Annotated in this window: 24 protein-coding genes; 16 read left to right on the top strand and 8 right to left on the bottom strand. The window is 70.3% G+C overall.

Annotation, left to right across the window (positions count from 1 at the left end; all coding sequences use genetic code 11):
* Window positions 1-94 precede the first annotated feature (94 nt).
* Window positions 95-925 (top strand): sulfurtransferase, encoded by an 831-nt coding sequence (locus OG905_RS10930; RefSeq protein WP_328667540.1) that lies wholly within the window; start codon window positions 95-97, stop codon window positions 923-925.
* 50 nt (window positions 926-975) lie between these two features.
* Here the strand turns inward: OG905_RS10930 and sepH are convergent, their stop codons facing one another.
* From sepH to OG905_RS10915, 3 genes are all read right to left on the bottom strand, one after another.
* Window positions 976-2,031 (bottom strand): septation protein SepH, encoded by a 1,056-nt coding sequence (gene sepH, locus OG905_RS10925; RefSeq protein ID WP_328667539.1) that lies wholly within the window; start codon window positions 2,029-2,031, stop codon window positions 976-978.
* Between the two features lie 465 nt (window positions 2,032-2,496).
* Window positions 2,497-3,810 (bottom strand): D-arabinono-1,4-lactone oxidase, encoded by a 1,314-nt coding sequence (locus OG905_RS10920; RefSeq protein ID WP_328667538.1) that lies wholly within the window; start codon window positions 3,808-3,810, stop codon window positions 2,497-2,499.
* Complete coding sequence (locus OG905_RS10915; protein WP_328667537.1) at window positions 3,776-5,011, bottom strand: MFS transporter; 1,236 nt, start codon at window positions 5,009-5,011, stop codon at window positions 3,776-3,778. The genes OG905_RS10920 and OG905_RS10915 overlap by 35 nt, the downstream gene beginning before the upstream one ends.
* A 151-nt stretch (window positions 5,012-5,162) precedes the next feature.
* Between OG905_RS10915 and OG905_RS10910 the strand changes: the two genes are divergently transcribed.
* Together OG905_RS10910 and OG905_RS10905 are read left to right on the top strand one after the other, a co-directional pair.
* Window positions 5,163-6,302 (top strand): ferrochelatase, encoded by a 1,140-nt coding sequence (locus OG905_RS10910; RefSeq protein ID WP_328667536.1) that lies wholly within the window; start codon window positions 5,163-5,165, stop codon window positions 6,300-6,302.
* Between the two features lie 9 nt (window positions 6,303-6,311).
* On the top strand, window positions 6,312-7,112 hold the full coding sequence (locus tag OG905_RS10905; protein ID WP_328667535.1) for an inositol monophosphatase family protein: 801 nt from the start codon (window positions 6,312-6,314) through the stop codon (window positions 7,110-7,112).
* Window positions 7,113-7,390: 278 nt separating this feature from the next.
* On the opposite strand, the gene OG905_RS10900 is transcribed toward OG905_RS10905, so the two are convergent.
* Window positions 7,391-7,558, bottom strand: coding sequence for a hypothetical protein (locus OG905_RS10900; protein WP_328667534.1), 168 nt, complete (start codon window positions 7,556-7,558; stop codon window positions 7,391-7,393).
* A 335-nt stretch (window positions 7,559-7,893) separates the two neighbouring features.
* On the opposite strand from OG905_RS10900, the gene OG905_RS10895 reads away from it, so the two are divergent.
* The 4 genes from OG905_RS10895 (at window position 7,894) to OG905_RS10880 (ending at window position 11,409) form a co-directional block, all read left to right on the top strand.
* Window positions 7,894-8,547 (top strand): response regulator transcription factor, encoded by a 654-nt coding sequence (locus OG905_RS10895; protein WP_142213241.1) that lies wholly within the window; start codon window positions 7,894-7,896, stop codon window positions 8,545-8,547.
* A gap of 4 nt (window positions 8,548-8,551) precedes the next feature.
* Window positions 8,552-9,787 carry a sensor histidine kinase gene (locus tag OG905_RS10890; protein ID WP_328667533.1) on the top strand — a complete coding sequence of 412 codons (1,236 nt, stop codon included), beginning with the start codon at window positions 8,552-8,554 and terminating at the stop codon, window positions 9,785-9,787.
* A gap of 394 nt (window positions 9,788-10,181) precedes the next feature.
* Entirely contained in the window at window positions 10,182-10,478 is a 297-nt protein-coding gene (locus OG905_RS10885) for a DUF4193 domain-containing protein (RefSeq protein WP_142213239.1), read from the top strand.
* A gap of 13 nt (window positions 10,479-10,491) precedes the next feature.
* A complete protein-coding gene (locus tag OG905_RS10880) occupies window positions 10,492-11,409 on the top strand; it encodes a hypothetical protein (RefSeq protein ID WP_328667532.1) in 918 nt (305 codons plus the stop codon).
* A gap of 12 nt (window positions 11,410-11,421) precedes the next feature.
* Here OG905_RS10880 and OG905_RS10875 read toward each other — a convergent pair whose 3' ends face one another.
* On the bottom strand, window positions 11,422-11,880 hold the full coding sequence (locus tag OG905_RS10875; protein WP_328667531.1) for a DUF3093 domain-containing protein: 459 nt from the start codon (window positions 11,878-11,880) through the stop codon (window positions 11,422-11,424).
* Window positions 11,881-11,938: 58 nt separating this feature from the next.
* Here OG905_RS10875 and OG905_RS10870 point away from each other — a divergent pair, with 58 nt between their 5' ends.
* The 7 genes from OG905_RS10870 to OG905_RS10840 all read left to right on the top strand — a co-directional run bounded on the left by OG905_RS10870 (window position 11,939) and on the right by OG905_RS10840 (window position 18,500).
* The gene (locus OG905_RS10870; protein ID WP_328667530.1) at window positions 11,939-12,559 is read left to right on the top strand and encodes a PaaI family thioesterase; all 621 of its coding nucleotides are present in this window, start codon (window positions 11,939-11,941) and stop codon (window positions 12,557-12,559) included.
* Complete coding sequence (dut, locus tag OG905_RS10865) at window positions 12,559-13,071, top strand: dUTP diphosphatase (protein WP_328667529.1); 513 nt, start codon at window positions 12,559-12,561, stop codon at window positions 13,069-13,071. Before OG905_RS10870 ends, dut begins: the two co-directional genes overlap by 1 nt.
* Before the next feature lies 1 nt (window position 13,072).
* Entirely contained in the window at window positions 13,073-13,849 is a 777-nt protein-coding gene (locus OG905_RS10860) for a DUF3710 domain-containing protein (RefSeq protein ID WP_328667528.1), read from the top strand.
* Window positions 13,850-14,050: 201 nt separating this feature from the next.
* Complete coding sequence (locus tag OG905_RS10855; protein ID WP_328667527.1) at window positions 14,051-16,594, top strand: sensor histidine kinase KdpD; 2,544 nt, start codon at window positions 14,051-14,053, stop codon at window positions 16,592-16,594.
* Window positions 16,595-16,631: 37 nt separating this feature from the next.
* Window positions 16,632-17,318: a response regulator gene (locus tag OG905_RS10850; protein ID WP_328667526.1), complete on the top strand. Its 687-nt coding sequence runs from the start codon at window positions 16,632-16,634 to the stop codon at window positions 17,316-17,318.
* A 33-nt stretch (window positions 17,319-17,351) separates the two neighbouring features.
* Window positions 17,352-17,759 (top strand): OB-fold nucleic acid binding domain-containing protein, encoded by a 408-nt coding sequence (locus tag OG905_RS10845; RefSeq protein WP_328667525.1) that lies wholly within the window; start codon window positions 17,352-17,354, stop codon window positions 17,757-17,759.
* A 3-nt stretch (window positions 17,760-17,762) separates the two neighbouring features.
* Entirely contained in the window at window positions 17,763-18,500 is a 738-nt protein-coding gene (locus OG905_RS10840) for a DUF3159 domain-containing protein (protein WP_328667524.1), read from the top strand.
* A gap of 87 nt (window positions 18,501-18,587) precedes the next feature.
* Here the strand turns inward: OG905_RS10840 and OG905_RS10835 are convergent, their stop codons facing one another.
* Window positions 18,588-19,256, bottom strand: a complete 669-nt coding sequence (locus OG905_RS10835; protein ID WP_266481867.1) for a potassium channel family protein — start codon at window positions 19,254-19,256, stop codon at window positions 18,588-18,590.
* Window positions 19,256-19,924, bottom strand: a complete 669-nt coding sequence (locus OG905_RS10830; RefSeq protein WP_328667523.1) for a potassium channel family protein — start codon at window positions 19,922-19,924, stop codon at window positions 19,256-19,258. The genes OG905_RS10835 and OG905_RS10830 overlap by 1 nt, the downstream gene beginning before the upstream one ends.
* Before the next feature lie 181 nt (window positions 19,925-20,105).
* Here OG905_RS10830 and OG905_RS10825 point away from each other — a divergent pair, with 181 nt between their 5' ends.
* Both OG905_RS10825 and OG905_RS10820 read left to right on the top strand, forming a co-directional pair.
* A complete protein-coding gene (locus tag OG905_RS10825; protein ID WP_328667522.1) occupies window positions 20,106-22,154 on the top strand; it encodes an APC family permease in 2,049 nt (682 codons plus the stop codon).
* An 83-nt stretch (window positions 22,155-22,237) separates the two neighbouring features.
* The gene (locus OG905_RS10820) at window positions 22,238-23,566 is read left to right on the top strand and encodes a class I SAM-dependent RNA methyltransferase (RefSeq protein ID WP_328667521.1); all 1,329 of its coding nucleotides are present in this window, start codon (window positions 22,238-22,240) and stop codon (window positions 23,564-23,566) included.
* Window positions 23,567-23,683: 117 nt separating this feature from the next.
* Here OG905_RS10820 and OG905_RS10815 read toward each other — a convergent pair whose 3' ends face one another.
* Complete coding sequence (locus OG905_RS10815; RefSeq protein ID WP_328667520.1) at window positions 23,684-24,994, bottom strand: COG1470 family protein; 1,311 nt, start codon at window positions 24,992-24,994, stop codon at window positions 23,684-23,686.
* Window positions 24,995-25,001: the final 7 nt, after the last annotated feature.

The raw sequence follows: 25,001 nt of genomic DNA, 5'->3' as shown, positions 1-25,001 counted from the left end.
TGGCGGGTTCCCGATGGAGGATGCCCGCTTTGGCATTTCCCATCCGTTTCCACGGCGTTATCGTGCGGCCGGGCACTGCGCAAGGATGGCCCTTATGAACCCCATCATCTCCGCCACCGAACTCGCGAGCGAGCTGTCCTCGACCCGGCCTCCAGTGCTTCTGGACATCCGCTATCAGCTGGGCGGGCCGCACGGGCGGCCGGACTACGAGGCCGGACACATCCCCGGAGCGGTCTTCGTCGACCTTGATGCGGAACTGGCCGGCCCGCCCGGCGCGGGGGGCCGTCACCCGCTGCCGGACCCGGAGGCCTTCGGCGCGGAGATGCGCCGGGCGGGCGTCTCGCCGGACACTCCGGTGGTCGCCTACGACGCCGACAAGGGCTGGGGGGCGGCACGCGCGTGGTGGCTGCTGCGCTGGACAGGGCACACGGACGTACGGGTCCTGGACGGCGGCCTCGCCGCGTGGACGGGCCCGCTGGAGACCAAGGTCCCCGCGCCCGCCGAGGGCACCTTCAGGCCCGCACCGGGCGGGCTCGCGCTCCTGGACGCCGACGGTGCGGCTGCTCTGGCCCGCTCCGGCCTGCTGCTGGACGCCCGCGCTGCGGAGCGCTATCGCGGCGAGGTGGAGCCCATCGACCCGGTGGCGGGCCATATCCCCGGCGCGGTCTCGGCCCCGACATCGGAGAACGTCGGCAAGGACGGCCGCTTCCTCCCGGCCGAGCAACTCGCGTCGCGTTTCGCTGCCTTCGGCGCGACGGCCAACTCCGGGGCTGTCGGCGTCTACTGCGGCTCTGGCGTCTCCGCCGCGCAAGAGGTCATCGCCCTGGAGATCGCGGGCTTCGAGCCCGCGCTGTACGCGGGCTCCTGGTCGGAATGGTGCAGTGACCCGAACCGCCCGGTGGCAACGGGCCCTCAGCCGGGCTGACGCGCAAGGGGCCCGGCGCCAACCGCTCGCGCCGGGCCCCTTGCGTACCGCTACTCCTGCTTCTTGCGGCGCGTGCCGAAAACGATCTCGTCCCAGCTCGGCACCGCAGCCCTGCGGCCGGGGCGCACCCCGTCCGCCTCCGCCTGGCGGTCGGTCGTCCCCGTCAGGCGGTCGCGGTGACCCGCCACCGAGCGGGGCATCAGCACATCGGCGTACGCCGAGCCCGCGCCCGCCGACGCGGCCGGTGCCACCGGTTCCTCGGCCTCCGGCTCCTGCGCGGGCTCCGTCGGCGCCGGCTCCGGTGGTGCGGGCCGCTCCGGCACGACCATGTCGCCACGGAAGCTCGGTACCGCCTCCAGCAGGCTCGTCAGGGAGTCCCTCTCCCCGCCGTTCTCCTCCGGCTCGGCCGACGGAGAGGGTGCGGCCGGCCGGTCCATCTGGCGGTCGAGCGCCCGGTCCAGCGGCCGGTCCCGCGGCAGCCGCGCGATGCGCGGTACGAACGGAAAGCTGGGCTCCTGCGAGGAGGCGATCGTGTCGTCGGTCTCGCCGATCAGCGCGCGCGCCTCGTCGTCGACGGCCTGGACGAGCCGCCGCGGCGGGTCGTACGTCCAGCTCGCCGAGTGCGGCTCACCCGCGACCCGGTAGACCAGCAGGACCTCCCAGGTGCCGTCGTCGCGGCGCCAGGAGTCCCACAGCACGGTGTCCTTCTCGGCGCCGCGGAGCGTGAGGCGCTCCTGCACTGCCTCGCCGAGCTGCGGTCCGGTGTTCTCCCCGGGACGGCGTACGGGAGTCTTGCGGGCCCGCTCCGCCATGAACGCGCGCTCGGCGAGCACGGGTCCCTCGAAGCGCCGCACGCGGTCGACCGGAATTCCGGCGAGCTGTGCGACCTCCTCCGCGGAGGCTCCGGCGCGTATACGTGCCTGGATGTCGCGGGGACGGAGGTGGCTCTCCACCTCGATCTCGATCTGGCCGAGCCGGGCGCGGTCATTGCGCACGGCGGCGCGCAGCCGCTCATCAATCGGAAGCGTGTATTCCGTGCTGTCCGCAGCTTTGAGCACCAGTCGTGTGCCGTCGTTGGAGACGGCCACGACACGCAGTTCGGGCATGGGGACCTCCCGGGTGGTGCCTGCCGACGTCACGTGCGTCGCTGCTTCCGCTAGTCGAGTGTGGCCTGCCCGGGTGCAGCCTGCCACAACCTTGCCGAGTTGCCCGGCGTGTCGGGCACAGGCCCTGGATCGCCGTTATGGCACGGTTACCTGTTTGCGACTCTGAGTGACTGGCCGGTCACTCTCCGCATCGGGTACCCGTGCGGTGCCGCGGCGCCGCCGGATCGAGCGCCGCTTTCGGCCCCCTACCTGGGGTCCGAACGCCCGTGAGGGAGGCCGGGCCCAGGGCTCGCCACAGTACTCCATTCGGGCCACGGGGGTGGACCGCCGCGCCGCCGAACTTCTCGCAGGGTAGGGGAGTTGGGCGTCTGCGACATGGGTGACCAGGTGTCCTGATTCACAGAATCTTCTCAAAGGGAACTATTCGCTTCGCTCGCATGTCCCCACCTGATGGGCAGTTGGCCCTCAGTCGCCCAGGACCCGCCGCAGATAGTCGTTGCCGAACAGCCGCTGCGGGTCCAGCCGGTCGCGCAGCGCGGTGAATTCACCGAATCGGGGATACACCTCGGCGAAGTACTCCGCGTCCCGCGTGTGGACCTTGCCCCAGTGCGGCCGCCCGCCGTGCGCGGTCATGATCCGCTCCACCGCGGTGAAGTACGCCTGGTACGGCGTGCCCCGGTAGAGATGCACGGCGATGTACGCGCTCTCCCGGCCCGATGCCGTGGAGAGGGTGATGTCGTCCGCCGGGGCGGTACGCACCTCCACCGGGAAGCTGACCCGCAGCGGCGAGCGGTCGATCATCGTCTTCACCTCGCCCAGCGCGCCGATGACCGCCTCCCGCGGCAGCGCGTACTCCATCTCCACGAACCGCACCCGGCGCGGAGATGTGAAGACCTTGTAGGGGATGTCGGAGTAGGTGCGGGCCGAGAGGGCACGGCTGGAGAGCTTGGCGATCGTCGGGATGGTCGCGGGGACTGCCCGGCCGAGCGAAACGACCAGCTGGAAAACGCCGTTGGACAGCAGCTCGTCCTCGATCCAGCCGCTGATCCGCCCGGGAGGGGCGGCAGGGCCCGCGCTGCGGTTGTTGCGCTTGGTGTTGCAGTTGCCCGTGTGCGGGAACCAGTAGAACTCGAAGTGCTCGTTCTCGGCGAAGAGCTGGTCGAACTCGGCCGTGACCTTGTCGAAGGCCATCGGCTCCTCACGGGCCGTCAGCAGGAAGACCGGCTCAACGGCGAAGGTGATCGCGGTGACGACGCCGAGCGCGCCGAGCCCGATCCGGGCCGCAGCGAAGACGTCCGGATTCTCCTTCTCGGAGCAGGTCAGCAGCGAGCCGTCCGCGGTGACCAGCTCAAGTGCCTTGATCTGCGCCGAGATCGACGCCGAGTCGCGGCCGGTGCCGTGGGTGCCGGTGGAGGTCGCGCCCGCGACGGTCTGATCCATGATGTCGCCCATGTTCGTGAGCGAAAGGCCCTCACGGGCGAGGGCCGCGTTCAGCCGCTTGAGCGGGGTGCCCGCCTCGACGGTCACGGTCATGGCCGTACGGTCGATCTCCCGGATCCCGGTCAGCAGTTCCGGCCGGATCAGCACTCCGTCGGTGGCTGCGGCGGCCGTGAACGAGTGGCCCGTGCCGACGGCCTTCACCTTCAGCCCGTCCTCGGCCGCCTTGCGTACGGCTTCGGCGAGTTCCTCGGTGGAGGCGGGCGATATCTCCCGTACGGGACGGGAGGTGACATTCCCCGCCCAGTTACGCCACGTGGTGCTGCCGGTCGTGCTGCTCACGCTGCCCCTCCCGCGTCGGCACCGGCATCCGCAGCCGGCGGTACCCCAGGAACGCCACCGCGGCCGCGATCGCTCCCGCCGCGTTCGAGACCAGGTACCCGGCATCCGCCCCGGCGGCGTCGATCACCCAGCCGGCGACCGACGAGCCGAGCGCGATCCCGACCGCGAGCCCGGTGCCCACCCAGGTCATGCCCTCGGTCAGATTCGCGCGTGGTACGTGCTGCTCGATCAGGGCCATGGTGGTCACCATCGTCGGTGCGATGGCAAGGCCCGCGACAAAGAGCGCCACGGCCAGGAACGGCAGGTTCCCGGCCAGTTGGAGGGGGATCATACTCACGGCCATCGCACAGATGCCCAGCAGCCACGTGCGCTCGCCCGGGCCCTTGAGATGCAGCAGGCCGAAGACCACCCCGGCGAGGCACGAGCCGAGCGCGTACACGGCCAGCACCACGCTTGCCGCCGCCTTGTGGCCCTGCTCCTCCGCGAAGGCCACCGTCACCACGTCGACGGAGCCGAAGATCGCGCCCGTCGCGACGAATGTGCCCACGAGGACCTGAAGACCGGGGGAGCGCAGGGCCGAGCCCTTGGTGTGGTGTCCCTTCGGCTGCGGCACCGGCTCGGTGGACCGCTGCGCGGTCAGCAGGAAGACGCCCGCCAGCAGACAGAGGCCGGCGACCAGCGGGCCCGCCTCGGGGAACCAGACCGTGGACAGACCGATCGCGGCGATCGGCCCGAAGATGAAGCAGGCCTCGTCGACGACGGACTCGAAGGCGTACGCGGTGTGCAGTTCGCGGGCCGAGCCCCGGTAGATCTCCGCCCAGCGGGCCCGCACCATCGAGCCGACGCTCGGCACGCTGCCGATTCCGGCCGAGAAGACGAACAGGGTCCAGTCCGGCCAGTCTTGATGCGCGGAGAGCAGCAGTCCGGATGCCGCAGCGGCGGAGACGATGGTCGCGGGACGCAGGACCCGGCGCTGGCCGTGCCGGTCCACCAGCCGGGATATCTGCGGGCCGAGCGCGGCGGCGGACAGTGCCACGGTGGCCGACAGTGCGCCGGCGAGGCCGTAGCGCCCGGTGAGCTGCGAGATCATCGTGACGATGCCGATGCCCATCATCGACAAAGGCAGCCGTCCGACGAAGCCGGCGGCGGAGAACGCCTTGGCGCCGGGGGCAGCGAACAGGGCGCGGTACGGACTGGGCAAGGAGAGCTCCGTAAGGCGGCCTCACCGGGGCCGTCGTGGACGTGGGTTGCGCCGACGTAAGGCACGTGAAGGCGTTGGCAGCTTACGCGCTGCGGCTGTACGGCGCACCGCGGTTTTCCCGCCGTCCAAGGCTGGTGGCAGGATCGTTGCCATGTCGGATCAGCGTGACCCAGCTCCCTACGACGCCCTGCTGCTGCTCTCCTTCGGCGGCCCGGAAGGCCCGGACGACGTGGTCCCGTTCCTGGAGAACGTGACGCGCGGCCGTGGTATCCCCAAGGAACGGCTCAAGGAGGTGGGTCAGCACTATTTCCTGTTCGGCGGGGTCAGCCCGATCAACGACCAGAACCGGGCCCTGCTGGACGCCCTGCGCAAGGACTTCGCCGAGCACGGCCTGGACCTGCCCGTCCACTGGGGCAACCGCAACTGGGCGCCGTATCTGACCGACACCCTGCGCGAGATGGTCGGCGCCGGCCACCGCCGGATCGCCGTCCTCGCCACCAGCGCGTACGCCTCGTACTCCGGCTGCCGCCAGTACCGCGAGAACCTCGCGGACGCGCTGGCCACCCTTGAGGCGGAGGGACTTGAGCTGCCGCACGTGGACAAACTGCGGCACTACTTCAACCACCCCGGTTTCGTACGCCCCATGATCGACGGCGTCCTGCAGTCCCTGGCGGACCTCCCCGAGGACGTACGCGCGGGGGCGCACCTCGCCTTCACCACCCACTCGATCCCGACCTCCTCGGCCGACACATCGGGCCCGGGCGACGAGCACGGCGAGGGCGGCGCCTATGTGCGCCAGCACCTGGACGTGGCCCGGCTGATCGCCGATGCCGTGCGCGACGAGACGGGCGTGGAGCACCCCTGGCAGCTCGTCTACCAGTCACGCAGCGGAGCCCCGCACATCCCGTGGCTGGAGCCGGACATCTGCGACCACCTGGAGGAGCTGCACGCCTCCGGGGCGCCCGCGGCCGTGATGGTCCCCATCGGCTTCGTCTCCGACCACATGGAAGTGCTCTACGACCTCGACACCGAGGCCACCGCGAAGGCCGCCGAGCTCGGACTGCCGGTGCGGCGCTCGGCGACCGTGGGCGCCGATCCGCGATTCGCCGCGGCCGTACGGGACCTTGTCCTGGAGCGCGCCGCGAGCGAGCGGGGCGTGAACGCCGAGCGGTGCGCGCTCGGCTCGCTCGGCGCCTCCCACGACCTCTGCCCGGTCGGCTGCTGTCCGGCCCGGGCGCCCAAGCCCGCGGCCGCCGGTGCCGACAGCCCGTACGCCTCCCGTACGCCCTAAGGAAGCCCTGTGAGCGACCCTCTCCTGTCCGAACTGCTCGAGCTCGCCCTGGAGGCCGCCCGCCGGGCGGGGGAGCTGCTGCGCGACGGCCGTCCCGCCGACCTCGGCGTCGCCGCGACCAAGTCCAGCCCCATCGACGTCGTCACCGAGATGGACATCGCGGCGGAGAAGCTGATCACCGGCTTCCTGGCCGAGCGCCGCCCCGACGACGGCTTCCTCGGCGAGGAGGGCGCCTCCACGACCGGCACCAGCGGTGTGCGCTGGGTCATCGACCCGCTCGACGGCACCGTGAACTACCTCTACGGCCTGCCGACCTGGGCGGTCTCCATCGCCGCTGAGCGGGACGGAGAGAGGGTCGTGGGGGTCGTGGAGGCCCCGATGCGCCGCGAGACGTACCGGGCGGTGCTGGGCGGCGGCGCGTACGCCGGTGACAAGCCCCTGCGCTGCCGCCCTGCGCCGCCACTGGACCAGGCCCTGGTCTCCACCGGCTTCAACTACGTCGCGGCCGTACGCAGCCACCAGGCGGACGTGGCCCAGCGGCTGATCCCGCTGCTGCGCGACATCCGCCGCAGCGGCTCCGCGGCGGTGGACCTCTGCGACGTCGCCGCGGGCCGCCTGGACGGCTACTACGAGCGCGGGCTCAACCCGTGGGACCTCGCGGCGGGGGACCTGATCGCCCGCGAGGCAGGAGCCCTGACGGGCGGCCGCCCCGGTGTGCCCCCGGACGGCGACCTGGCGGTGGCGGCGAGCCCGGGCGTATTCGGACCGCTGCAGTCGCTGCTGGAGGATTTCGGCGCCTGGCACGACTAGTCCGCGTCCGCCCGCGCTTGCGACGGGCTTCGCGCGTGTCCTCAAACGCCGGACGGGCTGAAATGTGCGGCTCTGCCGCACGATCCAGCCTCGCCGGCGTTTGAGGCGCGGGGTCTGGGGCGGAGCCCCAGTTCGGGAAGGGGCGGGGTGGGGGAACAGCCCCGCAGGGGACCGCCCAAACAGCGCACGCCCGTCCGGCGATGAGGACACACAGAAGGGCCCGGCGCCGTCCCGCGGCGTCGGGCCCTTCTCATATCCGGTACCTGTACGGCCCGGCGCTACGCGGCGCTGACTTCCACGCCGTGCTCCGCGGCCAGCCGGTGCAGGTCGTCAAGCTCTGCCTGCTCGACATCCGCAAGGAAGTCGTCGCCCGTCTCGCGGGCCAGGGTGAGGTCGGTCTCGGCGGCCTTTATGCGCTGCAACAGTCCTGCGGTGAATGCGTCCATGTGCGCCCCCTCGTCGTGGGTCGGTGGCACGGGGGTGTGCCTGGGGTTTCCCCTGCCGCAGGCAGGGGACGGGGTGATCAACCCTGGAACAGGTCGTGGTGTGCCACATACAGGGCGTGATCGCGGGTGTTTAGTCGTCCTCCCCCGGCCCTCCCTCAAGGAAACCTCAACTGGCCCGGGAATCCGGTGAATTCCTTTCCGCCCAGGTCGGCCCCGGGTGACCTGGGCCGCCTTACAGCCGGTTTACGCGCGTAACGGGCAGGATGGATGCGCACAGCCAGTGCTCACACACCTGCCCCGATCATGGGTGACGGGTCCAGAGGAAGGATCACGACGTGCGCGTACTCGTCGTCGAGGACGAGCAGCTGCTCGCCGATGCGGTGGCCACCGGACTGCGCCGGGAGGCCATGGCAGTCGACGTCGTGTACGACGGCGCCGCGGCGCTGGAGCGCATCGGGGTCAACGACTACGACGTGGTCGTCCTGGACCGGGACCTCCCGCTGGTCCACGGCGACGACGTATGCCGCAAGATCGTCGAGCTGGGTATGCCGACCCGCGTGCTGATGCTGACCGCGTCCGGCGACGTCAGCGACCGCGTCGAAGGCCTCGAACTGGGGGCGGACGACTATCTCCCCAAGCCCTTCGCCTTCAGCGAGCTCACCGCGCGCGTGCGGGCCCTCGGCCGGCGTACGACGGTGCCGCTGCCGCCGGTCCTGGAGCGCGCCGGGATCAAGCTCGACCCGAACCGCCGCGAGGTCTTCCGCGACGGCAAGGAGATCCAGCTCGCGCCCAAGGAGTTCGCGGTCCTGGAGGTCCTGATGCGCAGCGAGGGCGCGGTCGTCTCGGCCGAGCAGCTGCTGGAGAAGGCCTGGGACGAGAACACCGACCCCTTCACCAATGTCGTGCGGGTGACCGTGATGACCCTGCGCCGCAAGCTCGGCGAGCCCCCCGTGATCGTCACTGTGCCCGGTTCCGGCTACCGGATCTGATCCCGTGACCGCGACTCCCGCGCCTCCTGAGGCGCCTCCGAAACCGACCTGGGACCCGCGCGACCCGGTCCGTCCGCTGCTGCGCCCCACGATCCGGATACGCCTCACGCTCCTGTACGGCGGGATGTTCCTGATCGCGGGCATCCTGCTGCTCTCGATCATCTATCTGCTCACCGCTCAGGCGCTGCACGTCAGCGTCGGCGACCTGCCGTTCAAGATCGAGACGGGCCGGGTGCAGCCCACCACCTCCTGGTGCCAGCTGCCCGAGACGGGGACCGGCGAGCAGTTCAACCAGGCCGTCGCCAGCTGCCTCCAGCACCAGCGCGAGATGGCCCTGGACGACCTGCTGCGCCGCTCGCTGTTCGCGCTGCTCGGCCTGAGTGTCATCGCCTTCGCCTTCGGTTACGCGATGGCGGGCAGGGTCCTCTCGCCGCTCGGCAAGATCACCCGCACCGCCCGTCAGGTGGCCGGCTCCGACCTCTCGCGGCGGATCGAGCTGGACGGCCCGGACGACGAGCTCAAGGAGCTCGCGGACACCTTCGACGAGATGCTGGACCGCTTGGAGCGCGCCTTCAGTGCTCAGCAGCGGTTCGTCGCGAACGCCTCGCACGAGCTGCGTACACCTCTCGCGATCAACCGCACGCTGCTGGAGGTCCACCTCTCCGACCCGGGGGTGCCCGCGGAGCTCCAGCAGCTCGGCAAGACGCTGCTGGCCACCAACGAGCGCAGCGAGCAGCTCGTGGAGGGTCTGCTGCTGCTCGCCCGCAGCGAAAACCAGATCGTCGAGCGCAAGCCGGTGGACCTGGCCGAGGTCGCCACGCGCGCGGTGGACCAGGTCCGCGCCGAGGCAGACGCCAAGGGCATCGAGATCCGCGGGGAGCACGCGCCCGCCGTCGTCCAGGGCAATGGCGTCCTGCTGGAGCGGATCGCCCTGAACCTCGTACAGAACGGCGTGCGCTACAACGTCCAGGAAGGGGGCTGGGTGGAGGTCACGACCGAGATCCAGCACGGCCAGGCGGTCATGGTGGTCTCGAACACGGGGCCGGTGGTTCCCGCGTACGAGATCGACAACCTCTTCGAGCCCTTCAGACGGCTGCGTCAGGAGCGCACGGGCAGCGACAAGGGCGTCGGCCTGGGGCTTTCGATCGCCCGGTCGGTCGCCCGGGCCCACGGAGGCCGTATCATCGCGGAGCCTCGTGACGGCGGTGGCCTCGTGATGCGAGTCACCTTCCCGGTCTGAGATGCTGACCGACGCGAATCGCTTCGTTCGCTTTACGCGGAATTTTCGGGACCCGTACCCGAGAGGGCCGTGTGGGATCGATCACAAAGGCGAATTTCAGGCCATCTACTCTCAGTGATCAAGACTCTTGCCGGAAAGCCGGGAAAAGTCCGGGTTTCCGGGGGTCGAGATCACGGGAAGTACACGGGGTGGCGCCCGTGAAGTGCGACATTCGGACCGTGTACGGTCCCGATCGCCATCCAGTCCGATCACTCTCGGGGGATCCGGTTGGGTGTCGATTGAGTAACAGACCTTGATGTGAGGCAAAATCTCCGCCTCGGGTCGGGCACAAGTCCGGCCTCTCACGCGTTACGTGCGCTGGAGACACCGCAGACACCCAGAGGGGGAGAGCGACATGGCAACGGACTACGACACCCCACGCAAGACCGACGACGACGTCGATTCGGACAGCCTTGAGGAACTGAAGGCTCGTCGGAACGACAAGACGACGTCGTCCGTCGACGTCGACGAATTCGAGCAGGCCGAGGGCTTGGAGCTGCCCGGAGCGGACCTTTCCAACGAGGAACTGTCCGTTCGCGTGCTGCCCCGGCAGGCGGACGAGTTCACCTGCATGAGCTGCTTCCTGGTGCACCACAGGAGCCAGCTCGCCCGCGAGAAGAACGGCCAGCCGATCTGCCGCGACTGCGACTGAGGTCCGGTCGGCCGTGGCAGGCGAGACACCGTCCGGGAAGCGGCGTTTCCGGCGTCAGAAACCGCCGGAGGCGCACCGGGGCGGTACGGGCCCGGCGCAGGACGCAAAGGCGTCTGCCGAGCACTCGGCCGCCCTGCTGCCCCATGGCGCAGCAGACGACGACGGGCGGGGCCGTGGGGCCTCGCTCGAAGCAGCCGGTCAGGCGGGGCCCATGACAAGGGCACCACGCCTGACCGCCGTGCGGCAGGGGGTCCACAAGGGCCGCGTGGGCGCCAGAGCGGCGCTCGCGTTCATGGCCGACCGGATCATCGAGAACGCACCACGCGTGCCGGTGCGTGATCTGGCGACCCTGCGCAAACAGTTCCCCGGACTCGGTCCGGAACAGCTCGCGGACAAGCTGGTCGCGGGCGCGGCGAACGGCACCTCAACCGTGGGTGCGGGTATCGGCGCGGCCGCGATGCTGCCCGTCCCACCGGCGATGCCGGCCGAACTGGCCACGGAGATCATCGGCGTCGCCGCGATCGAGCTGAAGCTCATCGCCGAGCTCCACGAGGTCTACGGCATGCGGCCGCAGGGCACCCTCAGGGAGCGCAGCATCGCGTATCTGGCCTCCTGGTCGCAGGAGCGTGGGATCGACGTCAAGAAACCGGCGACGATCGACCTCGCGCTGGGCGGCCGGTTCAAGCGCGAGCTGCGGCAGCAGATCATGAAGCGCACGGTCCGCAATCTGCCGAACCTGATTCCGTTCATGGTCGGCGCGGCCGTCGGCGCGGTGATGAACCGTCGCGACACCAAGAAGGTCGCGGACCGCATCCGCAAGGACCTGCGCAGCAGACAGATCCCCTGGGACGCGCTGCCCACGCTCCCGCCGCTGGAACAGCCCGAGGACCCGCTGGAGGCGCTGCGGGCCCCGCGCGAACTGGGCCACTGACCCGGGTGCCTCTCAGGCCGCGCGCACAGCCGTCAGCGCGGCAGCCAGCGCCTTCGGATTCCGGGTCGACAGATAGACGTACGGCGTCGGGTCGGCCGGGTCCGTGACCTCGATCCGCAGTGCCGTCGGCACATAGCTGCGCAGCAGCATGAAGGCCCGCGGGTCGGCCTTGTACGAGCGCCAGGCGCGCGCCTCCTCCGCATCCAGCACCTCGGCCTCACCGAGCGCCGTGAGCGGGATCCGGGCCTCGCCCGCGACCAGCGAGCCGGCCACCACCCGGATTCGGACCGAGCCGTACGAACTCACCACGACGGCGGCCACCGCGGCGGCGCCGATCAGCCCGCCGAGCATCGGCAGCGGACCGAGCGGCAGCACGACGAGGCCGCCCGCGACGCCCATCAGGGCGGTGATGACCCACCACGAAGGGGGCGCGGTCAGACGTTCTTCGTAGTGCGGGGCGGAAGGCTGCATGAAACCAAGCTTGGCACGGTGCGACCGGCGGGTAGCCGCGCGGGTAAGGTCTGGGCCTGTGAGTACAGCGAAATCCCGGGGGGCGGCCCCCGGTCCCTCGGCCCGGGCATCGGCTCTGACCCCTCCGGCCGATGCCGTACCGCCGGTACGGCATCCCGACGCCCCGGCCCCCGGTGAGCTCCTCGGCGCGCACTACGAATACTGCTTCGGCTGCGGCGAGGGACAGCCCCACGGACTGCACCTCCAGGCGCGGGCCGGTGAAGGCGTGAGCATCACGGCCGAGTTCACCGTCAAGCCCGCCCACCAGGGCGCACCCGGCCTCGCGCACGGCGGCGTGCTGGCCACGGCGCTGGACGAGACGCTCGGCTCGCTCAACTGGCTGCTGCGGACGATCGCGGTCACCGGCCGGCTCGAGACCGACTTCGTACGCCCCGTGCCCGTGGACACCGTGCTGCATCTGCAGGCCGAGGTCACCGCCGTCGCCAGGCGCAAGATCTACTCCAGTGCCGTGGGCCGGATCGGCGGCCCCGAAGGGCCCGTCGCCGTGCGCGCCAACGCCCTCTTCATCGAGGTCAAGGTCGACCACTTCATCGACAACGGCCGCCCGGAGGAGATCCAGGCAGCCATGTCCGACCCCGACCAGATCAGGCGCGCCCGCGCCTTCGAGGTGAACCCCTGATGCGCAACCCCGTCGATGTGCTGATCCGCCGGGTGGATCCCGAGGTGCCGCTCCCGTCCTACGCGCACCCGGGCGACGCCGGCGCCGATCTGGTGACCTGTGAGGCCGTCGAGATCGCCCCCGGCGAGCGGGTCGTTCTGTCCACCGGAGTGTCCATCGCGCTGCCCGACGGATACGCCGCCTTCGTGCACCCTCGCTCCGGTCTCGCCGCCCGTTGCGGAGTGGCCCTCGTGAATGCCCCGGGGACGGTGGATGCCGGGTACCGTGGGGAGATCAAGGTGATCGTGGTCAATCTCGACCCGCGCGAGAGTGTGCGGTTCGATCGGTTCGACCGGATTGCCCAATTGGTTGTCCAGCAGGTCGAGAAGGTGCGCTTCCACGAGGTGGCGGAGCTTCCCGGCTCGGCGCGGGCCGAGGGGGGCTTCGGGTCCACCGGCGGTCACGCCGTCGTGGACGGCTCAACGGGTGGGAATCGATACGCTTCGGTCGTATCCGACCGGGAAGGACAGTGACGTGTTCGGACGTCGCAAGAAGAGTGGTTCCGCCGGGGACGCGGCGGACGCAGCGGGCGAGGCCGAGCAGGTCGTCGACGAGCGCGACACGGAGTACTCCGACGAGGAAGGGGCGCCCCGCCGGGTGAACCTTCCGCCGGCGCCCCGGCCCGACGGCCCCTGGGACGTGTCCGAGGTATCCAAGCCCGGCGAGGGCCGGGTCGATCTGGGCGGTCTTTTCGTGCCCGGAGTCGAGGGAATGGAGCTGCGCGTCGAGGTCGCGGGTGACGCGATCGTCGCCGCCACCGTCGTACTGCGCGACAGCGCCGTACAGCTGCAGGCCTTCGCGGCACCCAAGAAGGAAGGCATCTGGGGCGAGGTCCGCGAGGAGATCGCCTCCGGCATCACGCAGCAGGGCGGCATCATCGACGAGGTCGAGGGCCCCCTCGGCTGGGAGCTGCGGGCGCAGGTGCCCGTACAGCTGCCGGACGGCACCGGCGGTGTGCAGCTGGTGCGCTTCGTCGGCGTCGACGGGCCGCGCTGGTTCCTGCGCGGAGTGATCTCCGGGCAGGGCGCGGTGCAGCCACAGGCCGCCGGTCTGCTGGAGCAGATCTTCCGGGACACCGTGGTCGTGCGGGGCGACGGCCCGATGGCGCCGCGCGACCCGATCGTCCTCAAGCTGCCGGACGATGCCCAGATGGTGCCCGAGGGCGTCCAGCAGGAGGACCAGGAGAGCTCCCGCTTCTCCGGTGGCATGGGGCAGCTGCAGCGCGGCCCCGAGATCACCGAGGTGCGCTGACCCCTTACCGGGGACGCGCCGGCATTCAGCCTGCGGCCCGCGGTGGTTCCGGCCTTCCGGACCGCCGCGGGCCGTTGTGCTGCCCGGGCGTCAGAATCGCGTCAATACGCACCCGAGGGACGCCCCATGCCCCGAATGTCCGCATCTCTGGCCTTAGGGTCGACGCAGCGTACACAGCTGAAACTGAAAGACAATGGGGCCATGGGACGCGGCAAGCTACGGATCTACCTCGGCGCGGCGCCGGGCGTCGGCAAGACGTACGCGATGCTGTCCGAGGCGCACCGGCGCGTGGAGCGTGGCACCGACTGCGTCGTGGGCTTCGTCGAGCACCACGGACGCGCCCGCACCGAAGTGATGCTGCACGGCCTCGAGCAGATTCAGCGCCGGGAGATCGAGTACCGCGGCACGGTCTTCACCGAGATGGACGTCGACGCGGTCCTGGAGCGCCGTCCGGCCGTGGCCCTGGTGGACGAACTGGCGCACACCAATGTGCCGGGCTCGCGCAACGCCAAGCGCTGGCAGGACGTCGAAGAACTGCTCTCGGCCGGTATCGACGTCATATCGACCGTCAACATCCAGCACTTCGAGTCGCTGGGCGACGTCGTCGAGTCGATAACCGGCGTACGGCAGCGGGAGACCGTCCCCGACGAGGTCGTCCGCCGTGCCGACCAGCTCGAACTCGTCGACATGTCGCCCCAGGCCCTGCGCCGTCGCATGGCCCACGGCAACATCTACACGTCGGACAAGGTCGATGCGGCCCTGTCGAACTACTTCCGCCCCGGAAATCTGACCGCGCTGCGCGAGCTGGCCCTGCTCTGGGTCGCCGACCGCGTCGACGAATACCTCCAGCAGTACCGCGGCGAGCACAACATCCGTACGACATGGCAGGCCCGCGAGCGCATCGTCGTCGGCCTCACCGGCGGACCCGAGGGCCGCACGCTGATCCGCCGCGCCGCCCGCCTCGCCGAGAAGGGCGCAGGAGGCGAGGTGCTGGCGGTCTACATCGCCCGCAGCGACGGACTGACCTCCGCATCACCCAAGGAACTCGCCGTCCAGCGCACCCTCGTCGAAGATCTCGGCGGCACCTTCCACCATGTCATCGGCGACGATGTCCCCTCCGCCCTGCTGGAGTTCGCGCGCGGAGTGAACGCCACCCAGATCGTGCTCGGCGCCAGCCGCCGCCCGGTGTGGCAGTACGCCTTCGGCCCCGGCGTCAGCGCCACCGTCGCCCGCGAATCGGGACCCGACCTCGACATACACATCGTCACGCACGACGAGGCGGGCAAGGGCCGCGGACTGCCGGTGGCCCGCGGCGCCCGCCTCGGCCGCTCCCGGATCATCGCCGGCTGGCTCACCGGCGTCGCCGGTCCCGTACTGCTGTCACTACTGCTCACCAGCCTCGACGACAACGTCGGGCTCGCCAACGACGTCCTGCTCTTCCTCTTCCTGACCGTCGTGTCCGCACTGCTCGGCGGACTGCTCCCGGCCCTCGCCTCGGCCGCCGTGGGCTCGCTGCTGCTGAACTACTACTTCACGCCGCCCACCCACACCCTGACGATCAGCGATCCGAAGAACATCGTCGCCATCGCGATCTTCTTCGCGGTGGCCGTCGCGGTGGCCTCCGTGGTGGATCTGGCCGCCCGTCGCACCCATCAGGCCGCCCGGCTGCGCGCCGAGTCCGAGATCCTCTCCTTCCTCGCCGGGAGTGTGCTGCGGGGCGAGACCACGCTCGACGCCCTGCTCGAACGAGTCCGTGAGACCTTCTCCATGGAGTCCGTGGCGCTGCTGGAGCGGCAGAGCGACGTCGACCCCTGGACCTGCGCGGGCAGCGCCGGCAAAAGCTCCGTCGCACGCCCGGAGGACGCGGACGTGGACATGCCGGTCGGCGACCATATGGCGCTCGCGCTCTCCGGACGGGTGCTGCCCGCCGAGGACCGCAGGGTGCTTGCCGCGTTCGCCGCCCAGGCCGCCGTCGTACTGGAGCGCCAGCGCCTGGTCGGACAGGCGGAGGAGGCCCGCAGGCTGGCCGAGGGCAACCGCATCCGCACCGCCCTGCTCGCCGCCGTCAGCCACGATCTGCGCACACCCCTGGCCGCGATCAAGGCCGCCGTCTCCTCGCTCAGGTCCGACGACGTCGCCTGGTCCGAGGAGGACGAGGCGGCACTGCTCGAAGGCATCGAGGACGGCGCCGACCGGCTCGACCATCTCGTCGGCAATCTCCTCGACATGTCCCGCCTCCGGACCGGCACCGTCACCCCGCTGATCCGGGTGTCCGATCTCGACGAGGTCGTCCCGATGGCGCTCGTCGGGGTGCCCGTTCAGAGCGTGGAGCTGGACATACCCGAGACGCTGCCGATGGTGGCCGTCGACCGCGGACTGCTGGAGCGCGCCGTCGCCAACATCGTCGAGAACGCCGTCAAGTACAGCCCCGACGCCACGCCCGTCACAGTGGCGGCGAGCGCACTCGGCGACCGGGTCGAGGTGCGCGTCGCCGACCGCGGCCCCGGCGTCCCCGATGACGCGAAGGAGCGGATTTTCGAGCCGTTCCAGCGTTACGGTGACGCGCCGCGCGGAGCCGGAGTGGGCCTCGGTCTCGCGGTCGCCCGGGGCTTCGTCGAATCCATGGGCGGCACCCTCACCGCCGAGGACACACCCGGCGGCGGCATGACGATGGTCATCACCCTCCGGGCGGCCCCGGGATTCGCCCCGGTCGGCCTCGATCTTCCCGCCCGGGTCACCTCATGACCGGGACGGCAGTGACAGTGTGGAAAGGCAGGCCCGAATGACCCGGGTGCTCGTGGTCGACGACGAGCCGCAGATCGTACGCGCCCTCGTGATCAACCTGAAGGCGCGCGAGTACGAGGTGGACGCGGCTCCCGACGGTGCGACGGCCCTTGAGCTGGCCGCGGCGCGCCATCCCGATGTCGTCGTACTCGACCTCGGGCTGCCCGACATGGACGGCGTCGAGGTGATCAAGGGCCTGCGCGGCTGGACCCGCGTCCCGATCCTGGTTCTCTCGGCCCGTCACACCTCCGACGAGAAGGTCGAGGCGCTGGACGCCGGGGCCGACGACTACGTCACCAAGCCGTTCGGCATGGACGAGCTGCTGGCCCGGATGCGGGCCGCGGTCCGCAGGGCCGAGCCGGTCGGCGGCGGGGACGAGGACCTGGTGATCGTCGAGACGGACGGCTTCACCGTCGATCTCGCGGCGAAGAAGGTCCACCGGGACGGGCGCGATGTGCGGCTCACCCCGACCGAGTGGCATCTGCTGGAGGTGCTCGTACGCAACACCGGCCGGCTGGTCAGCCAGAAGCAGCTGCTCCAGGAGGTCTGGGGCCCCTCCTACGGCACTGAGACGAACTATCTCCGGGTCTATATGGCACAGCTGCGGCGCAAGCTGGAGAGGGACCCCTCGCATCCCGAACACTTCGTCACCGAGCCGGGCATGGGATACCGCTTCGAGCGCTGATTCGGTGTCGGTGATGGCCGGTAGGCTTGATGCATGAGTGCCGTACCCCGTTCCGACAAGGCCGAGAAGCCGGCCGGCCGCTTCCGTCGCATGCTCGACCGACTCTCCAGCTCCCAGGAGGACCTCGAGTCCGAGGAGCTTCAGGAGGATGCGCAGGCATCGGGGTGTACCCGCATCGCGGAGTGCCACGACCGCCAGATAGTCCGGGTGACTGGTACCTTGCGCACCGTCACCCTGCGTCCGCGGGCCGGCGTGCCCGCGCTGGAGGCGGAGCTCTTCGACGGTACGGCCCCGCTGGACGTCGTCTGGCTCGGCCGCAGGTCCATCGTGGGCATCGAACCGGGCCGCAGGCTCATCGCCTCGGGCCGGATCTCCATGAGCCACGGCCGCCGGGTGCTGTTCAACCCCAAATATGAACTCCGACCACTCGGACAGGAGTAGCCGGTGACGTCTCTCGACAAGCCGACCACCAAGACGAACGACCAGCAGCAGGACAGCGACGCCAAAGCAGTCACGGAGGCGGCGCTGTTCGAGGCCTTCGGCGGCGTGCGCGGCATGGTGGAGACGGTCCTGCCCGGACTGCTGTTCGTCACGATCTTCACGGTCAACAAGAACCTGCACATCTCGGCGATCGCGGCACTCGCCCTCTCGCTGCTGCTCGTCGCAGTGCGGCTGATCCGCAGGGACACCGTCAAGCACGCCTTCAGCGGCGTCTTCGGGGTGGCCTTCGGTGTCGTCTTCGCGATGATGACCGGCAATGCCAAGGACTTCTATCTGCCGGGCATGATCTACACCCTCGGCCTGGCCGTGGCGTACATCGTCACGACCATCGCGGGCGTCCCGCTGATCGGTCTGATCCTGGGCCCGGTCTTCAAGGAGAACCTCTCCTGGCGGACGCGGAACCCGGGCCGCAAGACTGCGTACGCCAAGGCGAGCTGGGCGTGGGGCCTGATCTTGCTGGCCAAGTGCGCGATCCTCTTCCCGCTCTACTGGTGGGCCGACACCGCCCAGCTCGGCTGGGTCCTGGTCGCCCTGAAGATCCCGCCGTTCCTGCTGGCCGTGTATCTGACCTGGGTCTTCCTGGCGAAGGCACCGCCGCCCATCGACGTCTTCGCGGAGATGGAGGCGGAGGAGCAGGCCGAGAAGGAGCGCCGGCGCGCCGCGGCCGCGCCCGAGGTGTAGTCCGCGGGCCTCGAACGCGATCGCCGGGCGGGCTCGGAATTCCGAGCCCGCCCGGCGATCGAGGACCGGGGCGGCGCCCCGGAGGGGTCACGAGGCGCGTCGTACCGACAGCAGGTCTTCCAGCTGTTCCTCGCGTGCCTGCGCGGCCACGAACAGCAGCTCGTCGCCCGCCTCCAGCGTCTCCTCGGCACCCGGTGTGAGCACCCGCGAGCCGCGGATGATCGTGACCAGCGAGGTGTCCTCGGGCCAGGCCACATCGCTGACCTGCGTACCGGCCAGCGCCGACTCCGGCGGCAGGGTCAGCTCGACCAGGTTCGCGTCGCCGTGGCTGAAGCGCAGCAGCCGTACGAGATCGCCGACGCTCACCGCCTCCTCCACCAGTGCCGACATCAGACGCGGCGTGGAGACCGCGACATCGACGCCCCAGGACTCGTTGAAGAGCCACTCGTTCTTGGGGTTGTTGACGCGGGCGACCACCCTCGGCACCCCGTACTCCGTCTTCGCGAGCAGCGAGACGACCAGATTCACCTTGTCGTCGCCGGTCGCCGCGATCACGACGTTGCACCGCTGCAGCGCCGCCTCGTCCAGCGATGTGATCTCGCAGGCGTCGGCCAGTAGCCACTCCGCCTGCGGCACCCGCTCCACCGAGATGGCGGTCGGCGCCTTGTCGATCAGGAGCACTTCGTGCCCGTTCTCCAGCAGCTCACCCGCGATGGAACGGCCCACCGCACCGGCGCCCGCAATAGCGACCCGCATCAGTGACCGCCCTCCTCAGGGCCCTCGGCGAACGCTGCCTCGACCTTCTCGGTCTCGTCCGTACGCATCATCACGTGGACCAGATCGCCCTCCTGCAGAACCGTCTGCGAGGTCGGCAGGACCGCCTCGCCCAGCCGGGTGAGGAAGGCGACCCGTACGCCCGTCTCCTCCTGCAGCTTGCTGACCTTGTGGCCGACCCAGGCGGCCGACGTGTGCACCTCGGCGAGCTGCACACCGCCGCTCGGGTCGCGCCACAGCGGCTCCGCGCCGGACGGCAGCAGCCGCCGCAGCATCTGGTCGGCCGTCCAGCGGACCGTGGCGACCGTCGGGATGCCGAGCCGCTGGTAGACCTCGGCGCGCCGGGGGTCGTAGATACGGGCCGCGACGTTCTCGATGCCGAACATCTCGCGGGCGACCCGCGCGGCGATGATGTTCGAGTTGTCGCCGCTGCTGACGGCTGCGAAGGCGCCGGCTTCCTCGATACCCGCTTCACGCAGGGTGTCCTGGTCGAAACCGACTCCGGTGACGCGGCGGCCGCCGAACCCGGAGCCCAAGCGGCGGAAGGCCGTGGGGTCCTGGTCGACGACGGCGACCGTGTGCCCCTGCTGCTCCAGGGTCTGCGCGAGAGCGGATCCCACTCGCCCGCATCCCATGATGACGATGTGCACGACCGTCCTTCCGGCTGTCCATGGTCTTGCTGAGACCTACAGGGTCAGGGTCTCAGACCGCGGCCCAAGCTACACACGCGCGGTCCGCCCAGGGACCCCTTGTGCGGTGGAGCGCGAGATTCCGCGGCGGAGAGGGGTGGTGGGTGTGCCTGGCGCATATCGAACGCTTACGATCCTCTGCGTGTCCAAACTGACCGACCTCCCCAAACGGATCCTGATCGGAAGGGCGCTGCGCAGCGACAGGCTGGGAGAAACGCTCCTCCCCAAGCGCATCGCACTTCCCGTCTTCGCCTCCGACCCGCTGTCCTCGGTGGCGTACGCACCGGGCGAAGTCCTTCTGGTGCTCTCCATCGCGGGTGTGTCGGCGTACCACTTCAGCCCGTGGATCGCCGCGGCCGTCGTGGTGCTGATGTTCACGGTGGTGGCCTCCTACCGCCAGAACGTCCACGCCTACCCGAGCGGTGGCGGTGACTACGAGGTCGCCAACACCAACCTCGGCCCGAGGGCAGGCCTCACCGTCGCCAGCGCCCTGCTCGTCGACTACGTCCTCACCGTGGCCGTGTCGATCGCCTCCGGCGTGGAGAACCTCGGCTCCGCGATCCCCTTCGTGGTCGAGAACAAGGTCCTCTGCGCCGTCGCGACAATCATCCTCCTCACACTGATGAATCTGCGGGGCGTGAAGGAGTCGGGCAAGCTCTTCGCCATCCCGACGTATGTCTTCGTCGCAGGCGTCTTCATCATGATCGCGTGGGGTGCCTTCAGGGGCTTCGTCCTCGACGACACCATGAAAGCCCCGACCGCCGACTTCACGATCAAGCCCGAGGAGCAGGGACTCGCCGGCTTCGCGCTGGTCTTCCTGCTGCTGCGGGCCTTCTCCTCCGGCTGTGCCGCGCTCACCGGCGTCGAGGCGATCAGCAACGGCGTCCCCGCCTTCCGCAAGCCCAAGAGCAAGAACGCCGCGACCACCCTGGCCCTCATGGGCGGCCTGGCCGTCACCATGTTCTGCGGCATCATCGGCCTGGCCATGGCCACCGACGTGAAGATGGCCGAGACGCCCGCCGACGACCTTTTGCACAACGGCACACCGGTCGGCGCCGACTACGTCCAGAACCCGGTGATCTCCCAGGTCGCTGCCGCCGTCTTCGGTGACGGCACCTTCTTCTTCGTACTGCTCGCCGCGGCCACCGCCCTGGTTCTCTTCCTGGCCGCCAACACCGCGTACAACGGCTTCCCGCTGCTCGGCTCGATCCTCGCGCAGGACCGCTATCTGCCCCGCCAATTGCACACGCGAGGCGACCGGCTCGCCTTCTCCAACGGAATCGTGCTGCTGGCAGGTGCGGCCATCCTGCTGGTCTGGATCTACGGGGCGGACTCGACGAAGCTGATCCAGCTCTACATCGTCGGCGTCTTCGTCTCCTTCACGCTCAGCCAGACCGGCATGGTGCGGCACTGGAACCGCCATCTGAGGACCGAGAAGGACCCCGCCAAGCGCCGGCACATGATCCGCTCCAGGGCGATCAACACCTTCGGTGCCTTCTTCACGGGCCTGGTGCTGGTCGTCGTCCTCGCCACCAAGTTCACCCACGGCGCGTGGGTGGCGCTGCTCGGCATGGTGATCTTCTACGGGACGATGTCCGCGATCCGTAAGCACTACGACCGGGTCGCCGAGGAGATCGCCGCCGAGGAGGAGCGTCCCGACGACTATGTGCGCCCCTCGCGCGTGCACTCCATCGTGCTGGTCTCCAAGATCCACAAGCCGACGCTGCGCGCCCTCGCGTACGCCAAGCTGATGCGTTCCGACCGGCTCGAGGCGCTCAGCATCAGCGTCGACGCGGCCGAGACCAAGGCGCTCAGGGACGAGTGGGAGCGGCGTGGCATCAATGTGCCGCTGAAGATCCTCGACTCCCCGTACCGCGAGATCACCCGGCCGGTCATCGAGTACGTCAAGGGGCTGCGGCGCGAAAGCCCTCGGGACGTGGTCAGCGTCATCATCCCCGAGTACGTGGTGGGGCACTGGTACGAGCATCTGCTGCACAACCAGAGCGCACTGCGGCTCAAGGGGCGGCTGCTGTTCACGCCCGGCGTGATGGTGACCTCGGTGCCGTACCAGCTGGTGTCCTCCGAGGCCGCGAAGCTGCGGGCGAGGAAGCGCCAGGAATGGAACGCGCCCGGCTCGGTGCGGCGCGGGCCCGTGGACCAGCGTCCCAAGGAGCCCAGCGGCAAGGGCTGAGGGGTCCGCGCACCCACGTAGACTGGGGGGCTGCCGTCCGCACACGGACGGCGGCCCCCTCTCATCCCTGGAGTCACCCCGTCATGCAGAACGCATCCGAGTCGTCGCTTGTCGGGGAGGAGTACGAGGTCGAGGTGGGCCCCGTCGCGCACGGCGGCCACTGCATCGCCCGCACCGAGGAGGGGCGGGTGCTGTTCGTACGGCACACGCTGCCCGGTGAGAAGGTCGTCGCCCGCATCACCGAGGGCGAGGAGGACTCCCGCTTCCTGCGGGCCGACGCCGTACGGATCATCGAGGCGTCCAAGGACCGCGTCGAGGCACCCTGTCCCTACTCGGGTCCGGGCAACTGCGGTGGCTGCGACTGGCAGCACGCCAAGCCGGGCGCACAGCGGCGGTTCAAGGGCGAGGTGATCGCCGAGCAGCTGCAGCGGCTCGCGGGCCTCACGCCCGAGGAGGCCGGCTGGGACGGCACGGTCATGCCGGCGCCGGGGGACAAGCTCCCCGCGGGCGAGGTGCCCGCGTGGCGTACCCGCGTGCAGTACGCGATCGACACGGAGGGCCGGGCGGGCCTGCGCAAGCACCGCTCGCACGACGTTCAGCCGATCGACCAGTGCATGATCGCCGCGCCCGGCGTCACCGAACTCGGCATCGAGAAGCAGGACTGGCCACAGATGGCCACGGTCGAGGCGATCGCGGCGACGGGTTCGAACGACCGCCAGGTCATCCTCACCCCGCGCCCGGGCGGCCGGCTGCCGCTGGTCGAACTGGACAAGCCGGTCTCGGTGTTGCGGGTCGACGAGAACGACGGCGGAGTGCACCGGGTGCACGGCCGCGCCTTCGTGAGGGAGCGGGCCGACGACCGGACGTACCGCGTCGGCATGGGCGGCTTCTGGCAGGTCCACCCGCAGGCCGCTGACATCCTGGTCAAGGCCGTGATGCAGGGGCTGCTGCCGCGCAAGGGCGACATGGCGCTCGATCTGTACTGCGGCGTGGGCCTGTTCGCGGGCGCGATCGCCGACCGGGTGGGCGAGAAGGGCGCGGTACTCGGCATCGAATCGACCAAGCGCGCCGTCGAGGACGCCCGCCACAACCTCCAGGACTTCGAGCGCGTACGCATCGAACACGGCAAGGTCGAGCAGGTCCTGCCGCGCACCAAGATCGCCGAGGTGGACCTGATCGTCCTCGACCCGCCGCGCGCGGGGGCGGGCAAGCGGACGGTGAACCACCTGGCGGGCCTGGGCGCCCGGCGCATCGCGTACGTGGCCTGCGACCCGGCGGCACTGGCGCGGGACCTGGCGTACTTCGGGGACGCGGGCTACAAGCCGCGGACGCTGCGGGCGTTCGACCTGTTTCCGATGACGCATCACGTGGAGTGCGTGGCGATCCTTGAACCGGTGGCAAAGGGCGCCTGACCTGTACTTTCTCGGGTGTGGCGGGCTGCTCTGACCTGCGGAGAGACGCCACCTGGCGTCGCGAACCATGGTTTGGCGGTGGCGCGTTGGGTCCGTCGCGCAGCGATTCCGGCCGTATTACTCCAGCGTGCCGCTGAAGAGGACCGCCGCGTTGCAGCGGTCGGGGGCCGGGCCGGAGGGCGGGCGGCCCACTGTGCGGCAGGCGAGGGTCACCGTGATCTTCTGCTTCGGGCCCGCCAGGATCGCCGATGCCCAGTGGAAGTCCTGCTCGCGGAAGTTCTCCAGCGCGGGGGCGAGGAGGGTCTTGTCGCCCACCGACAGCGTGATGGTGCCCGCGTCGCCCTGAGGGTTCTCCAGGACCAGATCCGTCAGGCGCAGCACTTTTCCGTCCGGGACCGTGTACGTCGCCGCGGCTGTGCCGCGGGCCGGGGCTGAGGGAGTCAGGCGGTACGAGAACAGGGCGGCCTGCGGGAGCGGGGCCGGGCCTGTGCCCGGAGTCGCCGAGGCCGACGGGGACGGCGCCGCGCTGCCGCCCGGGCCCGGCTTGCCGCCGCCGACACCCGCCGACGCGGCCTCCTTGGCCTCGTCCGCCGCCTCCTTCGCCTCGGCCGCCTTGGACTCCGCCGCTTCGACCGGGGCCTTCACCGCCTCCTTGGCGGCGCTGCGGACGACCGGCCTCAGCAACCCGAACCACAGACCCGCCAGCACGCCGAGGAGCACCAGCAGCGCGATCAGCAGCTTCAGCAGGCCCGCCGAGACGATCGGACGCTGTAGCAGACTGCCGTCGAGCGGCTCCGGGGCCACCTCCGGCGCCCCCTCCGGGCCGGGGGACGGGGCCGCGATCACCTGGAAGACGTGTGGCACGGCCACCCCGCGCCACATCCACCTCTTCGGCTTGACGGACAGCTTCACGAACGCCGCCCGCCCCGGCTCCACCACTGTGGGCCCGGAAAGCAGCCCGAACCTCAGCAGATCACCCTGATCCTTGCCCGAAAGGGCAACGGACAGGGGATAGTTGCCGCGGTTGTCCAACGCCACCTGGAATCGGGCACCGGTGCGGCCCTGGCCCATTCGCGGGCTCAGTTCCGCGGTGAAGTCGGCGTACGGCCGGATGTGCAGGACGCCCTCGGGCACCGTGGCGTACTGCGGTTGCTCCTGTGGCAGCACCCGTACGCCATAGGTGAGTTCACCCGGCGGGGCAGTGGTGTCCCGGGGCGGTCGGACCACCAGCTCCACCTGCCCGCCCGTGCCGGGGTTCAGGGACAGCGTCGCCGGCTCGACCACACTCCAGCCGGCGGCCGGACCCAGGACCTCGAAACTGTAGGCCTCGACGACCTTTCCGCCATTGCGGATTTCGAGCGGGATCCGGGCCTCCTCGCCGGGCAACACCGAGGCGGGGGAGGCATCCAGAAGAGCGGAAGTGGTCATGAGGGGA

Origin of the sequence: Streptomyces sp. NBC_00322, assembly GCF_036147535.1 — a bacterium.
Classification (GTDB): domain Bacteria; phylum Actinomycetota; class Actinomycetes; order Streptomycetales; family Streptomycetaceae; genus Streptomyces.
Note: the sequence above shows the minus strand (reverse complement) of the source record. Positions and strands in the feature narration are given on the sequence as shown.